Origin of the sequence: Trichococcus paludicola (assembly GCF_003052295.1) — a bacterium.
GTDB classification, from domain to species: Bacteria; Bacillota; Bacilli; order Lactobacillales; family Aerococcaceae; genus Trichococcus; species Trichococcus paludicola.
Genome location: NZ_QBLC01000005.1, coordinates 100,809 through 118,036, shown reverse-complemented (window position 1 = coordinate 118,036; position 17,228 = coordinate 100,809). Strand labels below are relative to the sequence as shown.

At 50.0% G+C, this 17,228-nt stretch carries 11 protein-coding genes and 1 pseudogene; 5 read left to right on the top strand and 7 right to left on the bottom strand.

The features are described 5' to 3' along the window. The first annotated feature begins 20 nt into the window (after positions 1-20). The gene (locus C7R56_RS09035) at positions 21-677 is read left to right on the top strand and encodes a Crp/Fnr family transcriptional regulator (protein ID WP_159072211.1); all 657 of its coding nucleotides are present in this window, start codon (positions 21-23) and stop codon (positions 675-677) included. A gap of 168 nt (positions 678-845) precedes the next feature. Then, the gene (gene deoD / locus C7R56_RS08525; RefSeq protein WP_086629871.1) at positions 846-1,550 is read left to right on the top strand and encodes a purine-nucleoside phosphorylase; all 705 of its coding nucleotides are present in this window, start codon (positions 846-848) and stop codon (positions 1,548-1,550) included. A gap of 115 nt (positions 1,551-1,665) precedes the next feature. On the opposite strand, the gene C7R56_RS08520 is transcribed toward deoD, so the two are convergent. Then, entirely contained in the window at positions 1,666-2,985 is a 1,320-nt protein-coding gene (locus C7R56_RS08520; RefSeq protein ID WP_159072210.1) for a purple acid phosphatase family protein, read from the bottom strand. Positions 2,986-3,172: 187 nt separating this feature from the next. Then, positions 3,173-4,510, bottom strand: a complete 1,338-nt coding sequence (mgtE, locus tag C7R56_RS08515; RefSeq protein ID WP_107996108.1) for a magnesium transporter — start codon at positions 4,508-4,510, stop codon at positions 3,173-3,175. A 343-nt stretch (positions 4,511-4,853) separates the two neighbouring features. Between mgtE and C7R56_RS08510 the strand changes: the two are divergent. Then, a pseudogene (locus C7R56_RS08510) lies at positions 4,854-5,129 on the top strand ((4Fe-4S)-binding protein); the annotation flags it as partial. A 204-nt stretch (positions 5,130-5,333) separates the two neighbouring features. Here C7R56_RS08510 and C7R56_RS08505 read toward each other — a convergent pair. After that, on the bottom strand, positions 5,334-6,548 hold the full coding sequence (locus tag C7R56_RS08505; protein WP_159072209.1) for an MFS transporter: 1,215 nt from the start codon (positions 6,546-6,548) through the stop codon (positions 5,334-5,336). Positions 6,549-6,974: 426 nt separating this feature from the next. Between C7R56_RS08505 and C7R56_RS08500 the strand changes: the two genes are divergently transcribed. Beyond that, positions 6,975-7,544, top strand: coding sequence for a histidine phosphatase family protein (locus tag C7R56_RS08500; protein WP_107996105.1), 570 nt, complete (start codon positions 6,975-6,977; stop codon positions 7,542-7,544). Between the two features lie 358 nt (positions 7,545-7,902). Here the strand turns inward: C7R56_RS08500 and C7R56_RS08495 are convergent, their stop codons facing one another. The 3 genes from C7R56_RS08495 to C7R56_RS08485 form a co-directional block, all read right to left on the bottom strand. Then, a complete protein-coding gene (locus C7R56_RS08495) occupies positions 7,903-8,835 on the bottom strand; it encodes an alpha/beta hydrolase (protein ID WP_107996104.1) in 933 nt (310 codons plus the stop codon). A gap of 246 nt (positions 8,836-9,081) precedes the next feature. Beyond that, positions 9,082-10,791 (bottom strand): glycoside hydrolase family 3 protein, encoded by a 1,710-nt coding sequence (locus tag C7R56_RS08490; protein WP_107996103.1) that lies wholly within the window; start codon positions 10,789-10,791, stop codon positions 9,082-9,084. A gap of 133 nt (positions 10,792-10,924) precedes the next feature. After that, a complete protein-coding gene (locus C7R56_RS08485) occupies positions 10,925-13,801 on the bottom strand; it encodes an alpha-L-rhamnosidase (protein ID WP_107996102.1) in 2,877 nt (958 codons plus the stop codon). A 146-nt stretch (positions 13,802-13,947) separates the two neighbouring features. Here C7R56_RS08485 and C7R56_RS08480 point away from each other — a divergent pair, with 146 nt between their 5' ends. After that, on the top strand, positions 13,948-15,063 hold the full coding sequence (locus C7R56_RS08480; protein WP_107996101.1) for an AraC family transcriptional regulator: 1,116 nt from the start codon (positions 13,948-13,950) through the stop codon (positions 15,061-15,063). A 687-nt stretch (positions 15,064-15,750) separates the two neighbouring features. Here the strand turns inward: C7R56_RS08480 and C7R56_RS08475 are convergent. Continuing rightward, positions 15,751-17,175, bottom strand: coding sequence for an MFS transporter (locus tag C7R56_RS08475; protein WP_107996100.1), 1,425 nt, complete (start codon positions 17,173-17,175; stop codon positions 15,751-15,753). Positions 17,176-17,228: the final 53 nt, after the last annotated feature.

Below are 17,228 nucleotides of genomic sequence, written 5' to 3'. Positions count from 1 at the left end.
ATTTTAAACGAGGTGAAATTATGAGTAAAAGCATTCAACTATTTGATGGTATGACCGACGAACAAGTTCAAACCATCCTTTCAAAGCTCCCATCGAGGAAGTACAAGAAAAACCATATGCTTATCTTCGAGGATGATCCCATCGAAAAAATTTACATCATCAAGAGCGGCATGCTGAAAGTTTATCGCATGTATGAAGGGAAGGAGCTCATACTCGGTTTCGCAAAAAGACATGAAGTGCTTGGCGAGATCGAACTTTTTTCGGACGGCAACGCTCTCTCTTCTGTGGAAGTGATTGAAGATGGAGAAATTTACTATTTATCCCAAGCAGATTTCACTACCTTACTTTATGAGAATAAAGCTCTTCTGAAAAATATCTTCCGTATTTACAATCAACGCTTTAAGGCATTGAACAGGCAAATACAGAATCTCACATTCCATAGCGTCCACACCCGCGTCTGTCGTACCTTGCTTGACTTTATCGAAAACAGTGAGGCTTCCACTGATCTGATCATCCAGCATACGAACCAAAGCACGATCGCCAGCATCATCGGCGCGACCCGGGAATCCGTTTCAAAAACATTCAAGGATCTGCAGGATGAAAAAATCATTGCTTTGGAATCAAAGAAAATCCGCATCTTGAACCTTCCTAAATTGAAAGATTACGCAAACATCTAGGTTCCTGATGTCGTGCCTTCATGTTAACAAAGAAAACGCTTTCCAAGAATGAACCCTTTAACAAAATAAGTGTGAACATCCTCACACTTACGCTGAGAGCGATTTCATAACGCTTCATCCTCCTTTGCTCTATCATTGGTACTAACCACTAAAGAGGAGGAAATCATTATGAGTCTTCACATTGATGCAGAAAAAGGGCAAATCGCGGAAATCGTTCTATTACCGGGGGATCCGCTTCGTGCGAAGTATATCGCGGAAACATTCTTGGAGGATGCGGTATGCTACAACACCGTCAGGAACATGCTGGGCTATACAGGCACTTATAAGGGCAAAAAAATATCGGTGCAAGGTACGGGAATGGGAATGCCATCCGCAACCTTGTACATCCATGAATTGATCAATGATTTTGGCGCCAAAAACTTGATCCGCATCGGTACATGCGGTGCCATCCAAGAAGATGTGCATATCCGTGACGTCATCATCGCACAAGCGGCGGCTACGGACTCATCCATGATCTACAAAGATTTCGCGCCAGCCTATTTCCCGCCTATCGGAAATTATGACTTGATCAATAAAGCCTACACGCTCGGGAAAGAACAAGGGATGAACATCCACGTCGGAAACGTCTACTCATCTGACAGCTTTTACAGTGATTCCAATATCACAGACAATATGAGCAAATATGGCGTACTCGGGGTCGAAATGGAAACAGCAGGGCTTTATTACTTGGCTTCTAAATTCCATGTCAAAGCTCTCAGCATCCTGACGGTCAGCGATCACCTGATCACCGGCGAATTGACCTCCAGCGAAGAACGTCAAACAACATTCAACGACATGATCATTGTTGCGTTGGAAGCAGCCATCCAGGAGTAATACTTAAACTTATACAAGCGCTTGTTCCACAGAAAAAAGCTGATTGCATAGCCGCAATCAGCTTTTTTTGTGCTATCAATTATCTATTTGACTTAACACCGACTCGTTTGTTGATTCATTCCTCCCCAAATGTCTTCACAATGCTGTACGCATCCACTACAGACTGATCGGAAACTTTGTACGTTGTGAAAGTGAGCGAATCGTCCGTCACTTCTACATTCATGTAGGTCGGCTCCTCCAGTTGCAGGGCGACTGCGGAGTAGCGGTCATAAACGGAAGGATCTCGCATCTCGTAATATTTCGAATCGGAAGCTGAGTTACCGGTCAGGTAGACGGTACCGTCGGGATCGACAGCCGCGCCCTCTTCGTTGTAGGCGGTTTCCCCGATAACCGCATCGCCTTTCATCTGGTAGGTCCGTACATACACGTGGTCGTGGCCCATCAGGACGGCGTCGATATCCAACTCATCGAATGCGGGCACCAACCCGGCGCGCAAAGCCAAAACGTCCTCGTCGAGCGCATGGTCCGCGCTGCTGTAGAGCGACTTGTGCACGAGCACAATCCGATGGATCGCATCCGGGTTTGCCGCGATCGCCAACTCCATCGCTTCCTTATGCTCAGCGACATCACTACTTTGGGAATTCAACGCCAGAAACAAGGTGTTTCCATAGGTAAAGTAAAAATCGCTGTCTTCGGAATCACCTCCCCAGCCCGTCTCATTCGGCACATTGAAATAATCCGCAAACGAGGCAGCATCATGGTTACCGACAATGGGCATGATAGGATAGGCGGTCAGCTCTTCCGGGGAGAACCAGCCATCATATTGGATCGGGTTGTTGGCGCGGTTCACCTGATCACCCGACGATACAAGAAAGGCCGTATCGGGAAACATTTCCGTCGCGGTCGTCACCGTGCGATCCCATCCGTCCGCATCGATCTGGGCGCCATCGCCTGCCCCAATCTGCGGATCGCCGAAGAACAGGAAGTTGAAGTCACCGTCCTCGGTCGCCTGCGTCCGGAATGTATAGGATTCCGACCAGGCACGGTGGCCGTCTCCGAAGCGGTAGGAATAAAGCTGGTTCTCCTCCAGTCCGGTGATGATGGCCTTGTGTCTTGATTGGCCGCGCAAAACACCTTCGACAGTCGCCTCAAACGTCTCGCTCGACAGGATATTGCCTGCTTCATCCAGCCGGCTCAGCTCCACTACGGCTTTTTTGTTTATGCCCCGAGTATGCCAGCTGAAAGTCCGTTCCGTTTCATCCGCACCAGGGGCAAAAGCTATATGGAATGCGTCCAATATATGAGGAGTATATTTGGTTGCCACCGATTCTTCTACCGCGGAATCCCTGTATGGTTCCTTCGCGCAACCAGTCATAACCGTCACCATTATTAGTGTTGCAAAAAGGATTTTCATCCTGTAATTTCTTTTGAACATCGTCAATCCCCTCCAAAACGTCATAGAGCAACTTGCAAGAAAACTGATTTTCTTAAATTATACAACACCAGCAATTAATGAGTATCGCCGATGGCTCTGAAGGCAGATTTCCGCAAAGCATCCACGTACGAAAAAGAGAGGCGCTTATCTCATAAGCGCCTCTCGGATAACCTTTTATGATTGCCTGTCACAACAAGTGCGGCAAGAACATTTTTGCCAAGCTCAAAAAGAGAAAGAACCCGAATACATCTGTAGCCGTAGTGAGGAAAATGGAGGAAGAAATTGCCGGATCCAGATCCCATTTTTTCAAGGCCAAGGGAATCAAGAACCCGAAGAAACCCGCGATGATGAGATTTCCAATCATGGCTATGAAAATGATGAGTCCCAAAAAGACATTATCGTATCTCAAGTAAAGAATGATGCCGGTGATCAAACCGGTCACCGACCCGTTGATCAACCCCAAGCCGACCTCGTTGAAAACATATTTCCAATCATTTTTTATATCGACTTCCCCTAACGCGATGCTCCTTATGACCACGGATAACGTCTGGGAGCCAGCATTTCCACCCATTCCGGTAACAATCGGCATCGCAGCCGCGAGCGCGACCACTTGGATGATGACATCCTCAAACATCCCCACCGTAAAGGAAGCCAGGAAAGCAGTCATCAAATTGATGACCAACCAAGGCAGCCTTCTGACAACAGAAGTGCTGATTTTGTTGCCGACCTTTTCATCTTTGCTAACCCCTGAAAGCATCAGTAAATCTTCTGTCTGTTCATCGACGATAACGTCGATGATATCATCAATGGTGATGATGCCTAAGATAACGTTCCTCCGGTTCACGACAGGAATAACCTTCAGATCGTATTTGGAAACGATAAGAGAGGCTTCCTCCTGGTCGGTTTCCGGGCGGACAGAGAGGACATTGTCATTCATGATTTCTTCCAAACTGACATCTTCGGTGGATGTCAAAATATCCCGCAAGTCGGCAGATCCGATCAGTTCATTCGCCTTGTCGACGACAAAAATCGTTTCGATGATTTCTGTTTTAGGGCCGATGCGCCGGATTTCCTGCAGCACATCTTTCATGCTGAGTTCGCTTCTCAAGGCGATGTACTTCGTGGTCATGATCCCTCCGGCTGTGTCCGGTCCATAACCCAAAAGCATCTGGATCTCATTCGAGTCGCTTTTTTTCATCATGCCCAATATTTCTTTGCGTTGTCCGACACCGATCGTTCCCAGGATATCGGCAATGTCATCGGGCGACATGTATGCGAAGAACTTGACGATCTTCTTCGAGTCCAGCAAGCCCATCATGCCTTGCTGGAGTTCTTCTTCCGCTTCCTCTATGATGGCGGCGATTTCCTTCGCTTCCAACAGATTAAGCAAGGCGGCTAATTCTTCATCTTCAAATTCAAACAGAGCCGTTGCGACATCCACAGGATAGTGATCGCCGACGAGCTCCTTCAGTTCTCTCACATTTTTGTTTGCTACTGCGTTTAACAATATTTCATTCAATTCCATGTCTACACCTCCAAATTGATTAAACTTTTTGAAGGTACAACAGACAGATTATAGATGACAAGTTTCCGGTTTATATTATCTGCGATGGGGCTGAGGATACAAACAGACCTGATGGCTGGCTCCGCTTAGAACCATTCAGGCTAAAACCGCACCTAGGTGGTTTGTCTGCTATACCCTGACTACTATCTGCGTCCATTTGTCCTCACCTCCATTCTTTTGTTTTCCATGCCATAAAGGGACATCAAAAAGTTCCCTACTCTCCAAACCTAGTCTACTACTTATCAACGCATATGACTACCCTTCCTGTATGGATTTTATGGCCAGAATGATATAATAATCACAAATGAACCCGCTACCAAAAAAGCGGTCCGAAAGGGGAGCCATAATTATGAACGAGTCCGAATTATTAGCGCACGGCTATCGAAAATACACAGGGGAAAAGGTCGATGTTTACTTCAACTTAAGTGTCTGCACCTACTCCGGCAACTGCGTGCGGGGGAATCACGCAATTTTCGATACGAAAAGAAAACCTTGGATCTTGCCTGATGCGGATGCGCCTGAAGAAGTAGCGCGCGTTATCCATACTTGTCCTTCAGGAGCGCTAAAGTACCGCTTGAAAGGATCCGAAGAAATCCTGCCGACCTTTCCTTTGGGAGCCATGGAGCCCGACGAAACGGAAGGCAGCCCTGAGGAAAAAAATGATTGCCCACCGGACCAAACTAAAAACTAGCCGGATGTCCATACCGTTTACCAAAAAAATCACCCGCCAAGGACTCCAGATCCTTCGTGGGTGATTTTTAATGTCTTATTTTATTTATTAATTCTATTCTGCTGCAGCAATCTGCGGATTTTCCCGAGGTTTCCTCACAGTAATCACAAATCTGAATACCGCCAACCCGAGCAGGATCGCCGCTTCTATATAGAAGATTCCGCGCACCGAGTTCACCTGGAACAGCCGCTCCAATACTACGATGCCGTATGGCGAGAAGGCTGCGCCGATATTGAAGCCGACCAAAATCAACGAAGTCCGGTAAGCCGCGTTGCCGGCAGAGGAAGTGCTGACTTTGTTGAAAAGATAAGGCAGGAACGTCCTGAAGGAAAATCCACAGATGACTGCACCGATGCTGGTCTGTAGGACACTGTTCGATGACGCGATCAAAAACATGCCGATGCTCATGACGGAGAATGAGATTGGAAGCGTATAGGTTCGTGTGATCCGGTACACCTTCCCGAAAAGAAAACCGGCTGACATGGCCCCAACCCCAATCAGGGCGAGGATGTTGCTGCCGTCCGTCGCATCGCCGTATCCCAGCGTGGTCATCAAGGTCGTGCCTTTCACCGCGATGGACATGTAGATGATGACGGCTATGACGAGCAACACGATATATCCAAGGAAGTCCCGTTTGCCGAGAGCGGGCTCGCTGTTTTTCCGGACGGCCGAGGCTTTCATTCCCCCATCCGTAGACCGTTCTTTGCCGATTTCGTCATACGCGACATTCGGGACGAACAGCAGGAACAGGATGAAGACGGGCATAGCGATCAGATAGACCCAAAAAGAGGTTTGCCAATGAACCTTCAGCAGCTGCCCGACCGCGAATGTCATAAACATCCCGCTCAACCCTTCGAAGGCGCTCTGGTAACCGATCATGGCTGCTCTTTCGTCCCCTTCGTAAAAATGGCTGATGATGGCCACGAGGAGGGAATTGAACATCCCCACCCCGAAGCCGAAGAGCGCCCGCGATATGAGAATGATCCAAAAATTGTCGATCAGTGCCGGAACGATACCGGAGACCAGGACGATGGCGATTCCGATCAGGATTGTGCGTTTGTAACCCAAGTAACGCGCGAACAGATTGCTCATCAACACCGAAATAATGATGAAAAGGGATGGGATGGTCGACAGCATTTCCACTGTTTGGAGCGGAACATCCGCGAATGTTTTCGCCATGGCCGGGATATTGGCAGCGATGGCCCCTCCCGAAACCACAACCAACGAGGCCGACAGGATGGAAATTTTCAATAACAGATCTTTTTTCAAATGGATACCGCCTTTCTACGATGAAGCACCTCTTGGCTTTGTAATCGCTAACTTGTTAGGCTAAAGCATAACACCTGGAGTTAACTTCAGGTCAAGCGTTTTCGCGGAAATAATTGCGGCGAGCGAATTCCCACGCTGAGCGCCCCCGAATCGTCGCGCTCCTCCGGCGAGGATCCCCACACCGGAGAACAGCGGTATCTTGCGGGTTCTTCTCCTGCGAGCAAGTTCTCATCGGAGCACAGTATTTAAATGTGGGCCGAACTCCGGCGTAGCCTCCTCTCGCCGGAGTAGAAAACCAGTGTAGCGTATCACCTCAACCACATGTATGAGAACGGCAAATATGCGGAGACACTCCCTGTTGACTTGTTACCCGAAGCGAGTAGTATAATTGATATACATACGCTCAACATACCAGGAGGTCCTCAAATGAAAAAAACTTTATACTTGATGCGCCATGGCCAGACCCTCTTCAATGTCCGGAGAAAAATCCAGGGCGCTTGCGATTCGCCTTTAACGGAGCTCGGCATTCACCAAGCCGAAATCGCCAGTGCCTACTTTACCGATATTGAGCTCGATCATGCCTATAGCTCCACATCCGAACGCAGCTGCGATACGTTGGAAATCGTGACGAGCGAACTGATGCCTTACCAAAGACTGAAAGGCCTGAAGGAGATGCATTTCGGCACCTTCGAAGGCGAAAGCGAAGACCTCAATCCAAAAGACAAAAGCACCTTTTTCGTGCAGTACGGCGGTGAATCCAGGGAAGATGTGCGCAACCGGATGGTCCAGACCTGCACGGAAATCATGGAACAGGACGACCACCAGACTGTGCTCGCCGTCTCCCACGGCGGCGCCTGCTTCCACTTCCTGAGTGCTTGGCAGGATCCCCATGAAGTGGTGAAAGAAGGCATCACCAACTGTTGCGTCTTCAAGTACGAATATGATTCGGAGGAGAAAACCTTCGCGCTGCTGGAAGTCGAACGGCACGGATTCTAAGGTTTTATGGTTTCGCGGTTCTGTGGTATTCTGGTTCGTCGGCCGGGGAATCCGAGCTGACGAATAGGATTAAATCAAAGTTACCGAAGTGATAAATCCTGATAACCGAAAAAAGTTAAGGAATGCCTCCAAAATGATGAGGCGTTCCTTAACTTTTTTGCACATTTCCTACATTTACTTGGTTACCGGCAAGTCCGAAAAGATGAATAGCTGTCTGTTATTCATCTTTTTTATTCCAAATTGGTCCAGAAATATGAATAACTTTTTATTATTCATCTTTTTCGACCTCCGGTGATCTGAAACCATGGATATCTCACTGTTATCCATCTTTTTTCATCGCAACCTTCATCCCCGGTTACTAATCCCATCTGGTTTGATCCTGTAAATCGAAACTGAAGCGTTTCAACAGCCAGGCGTCCGCTAAATCGATCCACTTGGCTGCATTCTGATCGACCAATGTTTTTGCGTTAGCAGTGGCTTGCGTGGCAAGGCTCAATCCGTGCGGACCATCCTCGAATACATGGAGTTCAAAAGGAATTTTGTGCTCCGACAAGGCCATACCCATCCGCAGCGTATGCCCAACCGGCACAAGTGCGTCTGATGCTGTGGCCCACAAGAACATTGGCGGTGTTTTTTCTGTGACCAACAACGCCGGGCTCACTTCTTTCAACGTTTTGTCGCTAGGGGATGCTTCCCCCAGCAGCGACATAGCGGATGCATCGAACAGCAAGGTGGCCATTTCATCCTTTTCTGTCTCCTTCATGAACAGGTAGTCGCTTAACGTATAGCCTAAAATAGTAGCGGCTGGGCGAAGTGTTTCTTCCGACACCTGGTAATGATCGGTCAGGATCGGTTTATCCCAATAGACCGAATACGTCGCGGCATTGTGCGCGCCTGCCGAAAATCCGCACAGTGCGATCCGATCTGTATCAACCAGCCACGTTTCGCTGTTTTCGTGGATCGTCAGCATGGCTTTGCCGATGTCCCGTATCGCGGCCGGAAAGACCGTATGCTCGCGCCTTTCGACTCCGCCAAAAATGGATTCAAAAGGTTCGTGCTTATCCAGATAAACGGAATAGCGCAGCACAAAGGCATGATAGCCCATCGCCGCAAACCGCATCGCCACGGGCTCGGCTTCCCGATCGGAACAGGAAAGATAGGCGCCGCCCGGACAGATCAGCACGGCCGGGCGGGTTGCGCCGTCCAACAATTCCGGTGAATCCTGAAGGACATAGGTCGTCAACGTGACGTCTTCCCGCTCCGGATATAATTTTATCGTTTCAACAATCATTTTTTTCCTCCTTAATACGTTCTGATGCATACCCCGCGTTGAATCGGTTGTCGGCGTGGGGGCCGAAAAGATGAATAACTTTTTATTATTCATCTTTTTCAGTCCGTGTTGGCCCAGAAAGATGAATAACTTTTTATTATTCATCTTTTTCGGGCCCCGGTGCTCTGAAACCATGGATATTTCACTGTTATTCATCTTTTCGGGGCCGACCTTAGCACTTAACCTTATATTTTTCTCTGGACTCCCTTATAAGTTCGTGCCCCAGACCCCGCAGAACGGATCGACCGGGCTCTTGCCTTGGAATTTGGACTTGCCAATCAATTTTTCCACGAGGATTTCGTTGACTGTATCGTTCGCGCTGTAGCAATTGATGTAGGTCTTGATCATCGGGGCATCGAACAGATGATACGGGTTCGCCAAGGACACGAAAAGCGTCGGGACATCCTGGACAAACCAAGGCGCATCGGCCGCCATCAAGCGGATCCAATCGATCCGGCGCGTCGTCTGGTTGCTCGCGGTATCGTAATTCGCGACATAGATGACCAGATCCACTTTCGCCTTCAGATCGTCCACGCCCTCCTCAAAGATTTCATGGAAGTTCAGTTGGTCATAATTGAATGTTTCTACCGAGAATCCGGCTTCACTCAGTTTTCCGATGAAGGAACCTTCGGAAGCCCCGCCGTCCTTAAAGCCGCCGCCCAATCGGTCTTCCAACATATAGACCCGTACGCGTGGCGTCTTCTCCGGTGAGATCGGCAACAAATTTTGCGTGTCTTTCACCAAGGTGATGGCTTTGTCAGCGCTCTTTCTTGCCAATTTCAGATGCTCCGGACAGCCCACTGTACCCAGTGCTTCCGGCGCTGGGATGAGCCTGTTGGCTTTCTGTTTATCCACCAAGCCCATGCTTGCTTTCATCGCCAGAATGCGCGTGACCGCTTCATCCAGCCGCTCCATCGATACGTCGCCGCAGCTTACCGCATCGCGCATCGCTTGGTAATCTTCGTCGATGTTTTTGTTGAACAGGATCATATCGCAGCCGGCGTTGATCGTTGTCGGAATCGCCTTCTTTCGGGACATCGCCGCATTGTAGCCGATCATCGGCGTCGCATCCGTCACCGCCACTCCGTTGAAGCCTAAGCGCTCGCGCAGCAAACCGTTCACCAATTCCGCCGACAAGGAAGCCGGTAAAATATCTCTGTCCTCCAAAGCGGGATTGAGCGCTTTGCTGTAGGCAGGGTGCAGGATATGTCCGATCATGACGGACAATGCGCCCTCTTCGATCATGGCTTTGTACACTTTGCCGTAGCTTTCATCCCATTCCGGAACGGACAGGCTGTTCACAGTACTCACCAGATGCTGATCGCGCTCGTCCACGCCGTCACCGGGGAAGTGCTTGACTGCCGTCGCGATGCCGTTCTCGTGCAGGCCTTTCATTTGCTGCAGGGAAAAATCGATCACCAGATCGACGTCCGAGCCGAACGTCCGGACGTTCGTGATCGGATTTTTGAAGTTCATGTCGATGTCCACAATCGGGGAAAACGCCCAGTTGCAGCCGACAGCTTGCGCTTCACGCCCGGAAACAAAGCCCAACTGATAGGCTTCCTTCTCGTCGGCTGTCGCCGCGATACCCATCGGACGGGCATAATAGGTTCCATCCGAGCAGATCCCGTTTCCGCCGGCTTCAAGATTGGCCGCCAACAACAGCGGGATCTTGCTTTCGTTTTGCAGAACACCGTGCGCCTGTCTGATCGCTTTTGCCGGCATCGGGCGGAACATCATCCCGCCCGGTTGGTATTTCTGCACAAATTCCGTCAGTGCTTGATCGTCCGGATTCCCGGCGATTGGGCAGAAAATTTGTCCGATTTTTTCTTCCATTGTCATCTCGCTAACTGTATTTTCTACCCAAGTAATTTGGTCATCCGATAAAAAAAACGGCTTTTCTGTTAAACGTACCATCAAATCACACCTTTACTGTTATTCCTTCTTAACGCCTATTATACAGCAGTTCCCGCCGCATTAACGCACGTGCATAGGGTCCGTTCTTTTCACATTCCCGACATTTTTTAAGGTGTTTGTTCAACACAACGCCTTACAGTTTTGCCAACGCTTCGTTGATTTCCCCAAGTACGCGGTCATTCACAAAATGCTGCACGATCGGAACCGAGGAAAACGTTTCGAACGGGCTGTCCAACTGGTTCAGTGCCAGATCATTCCCCTTCAGCATCGGCAGATGTTCAAAAATCACCGTACGGGTCGCTTTGATTGCCAAGAGCTCTTTGTACGTCATCGCAATGGAATAGTTGACCTTGTAAGATTTCAGCGGCTTGTAGGTAAAAGCATATGCCCCGCCGGCAACCGTAAAGGCTATGCCCTCGCCCTTTTGGATGATTTCCGTTTGGGTAATGCCAAAGCTTTGCAATTGATCGGCGATTTCAGTCGCTTGGCAGTGCGGAAGCTCGATCGTGGCCATGCTTTGGGTCGGCACCTCGAAAGCGAAATGCAGTTGTCCGTCTTCCAGGATGCGCCACGCACTCTTGATTTTGCCTGATGAGGACTCGTATTCCCCGCTTGCGGCACCCAGTTGTGCGCTTGGGACAGGTTTCAGATAAAAATGACGGTAGCCGGCATGCAGCGGATCGGCTTGAATGCCCAGCACCGAACGGTAAAGCCATTCGACGATCGATCCGTACGCGTAATGGTTCAATGAATTCATGTCGGTGCCGCTGATTTTCCCATCCGGCAAGACGGAATTCCATCGTTCCCAGATCGTGGTTGCGCCGAGATTGACCGCGTACAGCCAGCTGGGATAATCCTCGTTCAGCAAGATGCTGTAGGCCAGCTCCGTCAAGCCGCTCTTCGTCAGCGCTTCGCACAGATAAGGCGTGCCGACAAATCCGGTTTTCAGATGCACATCATCCTCCAACAGCTTCGCTTCAAAATCGGCAATGACCCGGCTCAGGCTTGCTTGCGGGACCAGATCGAAGTAGAGGAACAGGACATACGCGGTCTGCGTGTTCACTGCCAAGCGGCCTTTCGCAGTCAAAAATTCAGCCTGAAGGGCGGCCTTGATGCTTTCCGCCAACGCCGTGTACTTTTCGGCATCCGCCTGCTTGCCTAGCGCTGCGGCAGCCTTGGCCGTAAGGGTTGCCGAGTAATAATAGTAGACAGAAGCGACCAGTTTCGGATCGGTCCCGCCGATCGGTGCTTTCGGGTTTTTCCCGTCCAATGCCAGCCAATCGCCGAACTGGAAACCCGTCGTCCAAAGTCTGTTCGAACCGCTGCGCTCATCTTCGCGGTAGACATATTCCACCCAATCGACCATCGTGGCGTATTGCTCGTTCAAAAGCGAGAGGTCGCCGTGCTGTTCATACAGCACCCACGGAATCACGGTCGCCGCATCGCTCCAAGCCGCGGCTCCGGCTCCCATAAAGCCGCCTTCCGAACTTTTCGGTTTCAGCATCGGGACGACGAAAGGAATGGATCCGTCCAATTGTTCCTGCTCCAGGCGCAGGTCGTGCATAAACTTCCGGTAAAACGCCGGTGTGTACATGTTATAGCTGGCGGTGCGGGCAAAAATCTGCGCATCGCCTGTCCAGCCCATCCGTTCATCGCGTTGCGGACAATCCGTGGGCACATCCAGGAAATTCCCTTTTTGCCCCCAAAGCGCATTTTTGATCAATTGATTCACTTGGGGATTGGCCGTCTCGATTTTCCCGGTCACTTCCAAGGCGCTGTGGATCACGTAGCCGATGAAATCGGCCGGATTGATTTCCCGATCGAAACCGTTCAATTTTGCGTAGCGGAAGCCATAGAACGTGAAGTGCGGACGGACGGTTCTTTCGCTTCCGTCGCTGATGTAGGTGAACTTGGCCTCCGCGGTTCGCAGATTGTCGTTGTAGAAATTGCCGCCCTGCAGCTCTTCCCCCACTTCATAGCCGATTTCCGTTCCGGCCGGCGCCTGCGTTTTGAAGGCGATCCAACCGACCATGTTCTGTTTGAAATCCAGAATCGTTTCGCCTGCGGGTGACTGGATCACTTCCGGAATCAAGCTTTCGACGTATTTCAGGGCCGGGCTCAAGCGAGCGGAGAGCTGATCCGTTGCATCCAGCAACACCGCGACCCGCTGCCACCCCGCGAGGTCTTCCGTATAAACGGACCAATCGGCAACCTCTTTGCGCGCATCGTACACTTCGCCGTCGTAGATGCTGCTTTTCAGGACCGGGCTCGGTTGTGTCAGCCAGGAATCATCGCTGACGATGGTTTCGGTTGTTCCGTCCGCATATGAAAGATTCAATTCTGCGATCAGTTTCAGCTGCTCCCCGTACAGGTTGGTGTAGCCGCCGTCAAAGCCGAATCGGCCTTTGTACCAGCCATCCCCGAGCATGATTCCCAGCGCATTGCCGCCGCTTTTGAGACTGTCCGTCACATCGAACGTCTGGTATTGTTGCCAAAAGTCATAGGCATGATATCCCGGCAAGAGGTACTCATCATGCGTCCGCTGACCGTTCACTTCAAATTCGTACAAGCCCAAGCCGCATATGTACAAACGCGCAGCCACGACTTCCTTCTCCAGCACAAATTGTTTCTTCACGATCGGCTGTGCCTCTTGATCCTCGCCGGGTGTAATCCATTGTGCCGTCCAGGAGCCTTGCTGCTTCGCTGTCTCGAACCAAGCCTGCTCGCTTTCGGCAAGCAACTCACCGGCTGCTGATTGAGCAAGAACTTTCCAGTAGTAGCGCGTTTGGGGAATCAAGCTGATTTTCGGCTGGAAGTCCAATGCGTTGATTGCTTCTAACCACTCGCTTTCGAACAGGATTTCTGCGAAGGCAGCATCAGCCGCCATCACTACTTTCGTTTCCATTCCCGGCTCATTTTTCCCGGTAACGATCCAGGACAAGCTCAGCGTATCCAATAAGTAGCCGAGTGGATTTTCCAAATGGTTGGTGCGTAATTTCTGTATGTTCATGATTTTGCCTCCGTTTTCATTTTTGCTCGTTCTTGCTTTGTTGCGTATGATTGCTGTAATCCAGGCTTCCTTGAATATCGAAAATATGTCTGCTATACTTTTCCAACAACCGCTAATCTAGTTCTGACAGGGAGGATCACATAATTATGCCCTACTATATCACGTACGGTGAATTCCAAAAACAAATGACCGCTTATTACCGTCAAGCCGGCAAACGTATGCAATTTACCGAGATGACGGACTATCTTTACCGAAAAGGTTTGTTGAAACAGACGCTTGAAATGCCCCATGTAACCGGCATTTTCGAGAACATGTCGGACGACGAGTTTGAGGAAATCATCGATTCCTTCGTCCTTTCCCTGACGCCGCAGGTTCCGTCATCGTCCTCCGTCGTCGAGGCGGATATCATTCCTCCCAAACGAGATGTTTTCATCATCCGCCATCCCCAGTTCACCCGGCCGAATCCGCATACGCATAACTTTTTTGAAATCAATTATGTCGTGCAGGGCAGCTGTCGGTTCACTTTTGAGGATGAAACATCTACCCTTGAGGAAGGCGAACTGTGCATCATCGCACCTTCCTCAAGGCATGATATCTTGATTGAGGATCAATCAATTGTGTACACGATCATGCTCCGGAAAAGCTCGTTCGACACGATTTTCTTCTCGTTGCTGTCCGGAAAAGATCTGCTTTCTTACTTTTTCCGCAAAATCCTCCAGGATGATACGAGTCCCAATTTTCTTTTGTTCAAAACCGATCAGAACGACCAGCTGAAACCGATTATCCGCAACGCCATGGTCGAATGCCATCGCTACGACAACTACAGCAACAGTTGCTGCATCAATTGGATCAACTTGATGTTCTCCAACTTGCTGCGCAATTACAGCGAGAGCATGCAATTCCATAACTATCACATCGGCACCGATTTCTCCGTCATCCTGCAGTACATCCAGCACCATTACCAGGAGCTGTCGCTGTCCCGTTTGGCCGAGGAATTTCATTACAGCGAGCCGTATCTGTCGACGATGATCCGGGAAAATACTGGCTACAATTTTACCGATTTGGTCCGGCGCTTGCGCTTGGCGCATGCGATCGAATATCTGGAGAACTCCAACCTGAAAATCAGCGAAATCGCCACGCAGGTTGGCTATAAGTCAACCGATCATTTTTCGCGCGTGTTCCGTACCACCTATCACGTCTCCCCGGTTCAATACCGCAAGCAGCACGCGCACTCCGAGGATACTTTCAATCCGTTCATATAAACTTTTAAGATGGGCCGTCCTGATTCCAGGACGGCCTATTTTTTTGCGCGGAGCTACCGGAGCTGGCGCTTTCCTCCGGTGAGCGCCCTTCTCGACGGAGGTGCGGTGCCGGTAATCTGCCCTCCTCCTGTGAGCGAATGTTGGCCGGAGCTGGGCGTGGAATCGGATGCTGTCCTCCGACGAACGATGGGTCGTCGGAGTTGAGAGTTTTGCGCTCGCGGCAGCTCCTGCGAAGACAACCCTTATCGGAGCTGGTGCTTTCCTCCGGTGAGCGCCTTTCTCAACGGAGGTGCGGTGCCGGTAATCTGCCCTCCTCCTGTGAGCGAATGTTGGCCGGAGCTGGGCGTGGAATCGGATGCTGTCCTCCGACGAACGATGGGTCGTCGGAGTTGAGAGTTTTGCGCTCGCGGCAGCTCCTGCGAAGACAACCCTTATCGGAGCTGGTGCTTTCCTCCGGTGAGCGCCTTTCTCAACGGAGGTGCGGTGCCGGTAATCTGCCCTCCTCCTGTGAGCGAATGTTGGCCGGAGCTGGGTGTGGAATCGGATGCTGTCCTCCGGCGAACGATGGCTCGTCGGAGTTGAGAGTTTTGCGCTCGCGGCAGCTCCGGCGAAGCCCACCCATCAATAAACCAACATAGGTGCTGCCCCTTTTGGAGACAGCACCCTTTTTCTAACAATTACTGTTGATTATGCATCATGATTGTCTTCGCTGTGGTCGCGGATAAGCTCTTTCATTTCCAGGATATCTGCGCGGTGTTTTTCTACCGGATTGAACTTCAAGGCGATCAACAGGATGCCGCTGATCAAGGCTGGCGCGCCGAAACGCAGGAAGTTGATGGCAAACATCGTGCTCTCTGGTTGGTTGCCAATTTCACCGGCTCTGTAGCCTGCCCAAGCAAGCACTGCCAAAATACCTGAGTTTGTCACGGTATTTCCGCATTTTTGTGCGAAACCTTTGATGGATGAAATGACGCCGTTCGCTGTGATGCCGTCTTTGAATTGGACATAGTCGATGGCATCGTTCACCAATACGTTGACCAATGCATTTGACATCGATGCCACGGATGTAGCGATGAAAGTGATTACATAAAGAAGCATCATGCTTCTGCTGCCGACGAAGAATAGCGTCACATAGCAAATGATTGCTGCAATTTGCGTGACAAACAATGTTCTTTGAGCTGTCTTAAAGATGCGCATGCAGATCGGCATCAAGACAACCATCGAAACCAAAGCGCCCATGGAAACGACCAGCATGTAGATGGAAATCAAGTCGGGACGGCCCAAGTAATACATGACATAGAATACGGAACTGGCAAACATCAAGCCGTATCCCATTGAAGCCATAATCCAAACAACCACGAATGGCGACAATTCTTTGTGGCGCAGTATTTTTTTCAGATCTTGCGTGAGCGGCGTATCGCTTAAAGGAGCGATGTATTTTTCTTTTGCAGTTGCGAATAAACTCCAGAACGAGATGCAGGAGATCAATCCGAGAATGATCATCAAGGGAATATAGCCGTTTGATACTCCGAACGCGCCTTCGAAGAACGCTTTCATTTGTGGGGTGAAGGATGCGCCGATCGTGAACATGACCGCGGTCGATCCTGCTCCCATCATGATGACTTTGTTTCTTTGATCATCCGTCTTTACATGCGCAGGCAAGACGGCCATTTGCGGCATCGTGTACATTGTGACCGTCATGCCGTAGCCGATATACGTCAACAGCACGTAGATGATTTTTCCATTTGTTGAAAAGTCGGGATTCAACCAAATCAGCGTCCCGAAAATAGTCAACAGGATCGGTGCAACCACAAAGTACGGGCGATAGCGTCCCCATTTTGATTTGGTACGGTCGGCGATGACGCCCATCATCGGGTCATTGATCGCATCCCATAAAGTTGCAACAAACATGATCATGGATGCTGCCGCTGCCGGAATCATCATTGTGTCCGTCATGTAAACTGAGAAATAACTTCCGATAATAGCTGCTATCAACATAGCGGTTCCACTTACTGACGTAGCGTGCGACCAGGCGAATAAGTTACTGACTTTTTCTTTCGGCGCATTTGTTGCTGTTTCCACCAACACTGTTCTTTCTGTCTTTTCTGCCATAAAGTATCACTCCTTTTTTATATCAAGCTTGATAATCACATTATATAAAACCG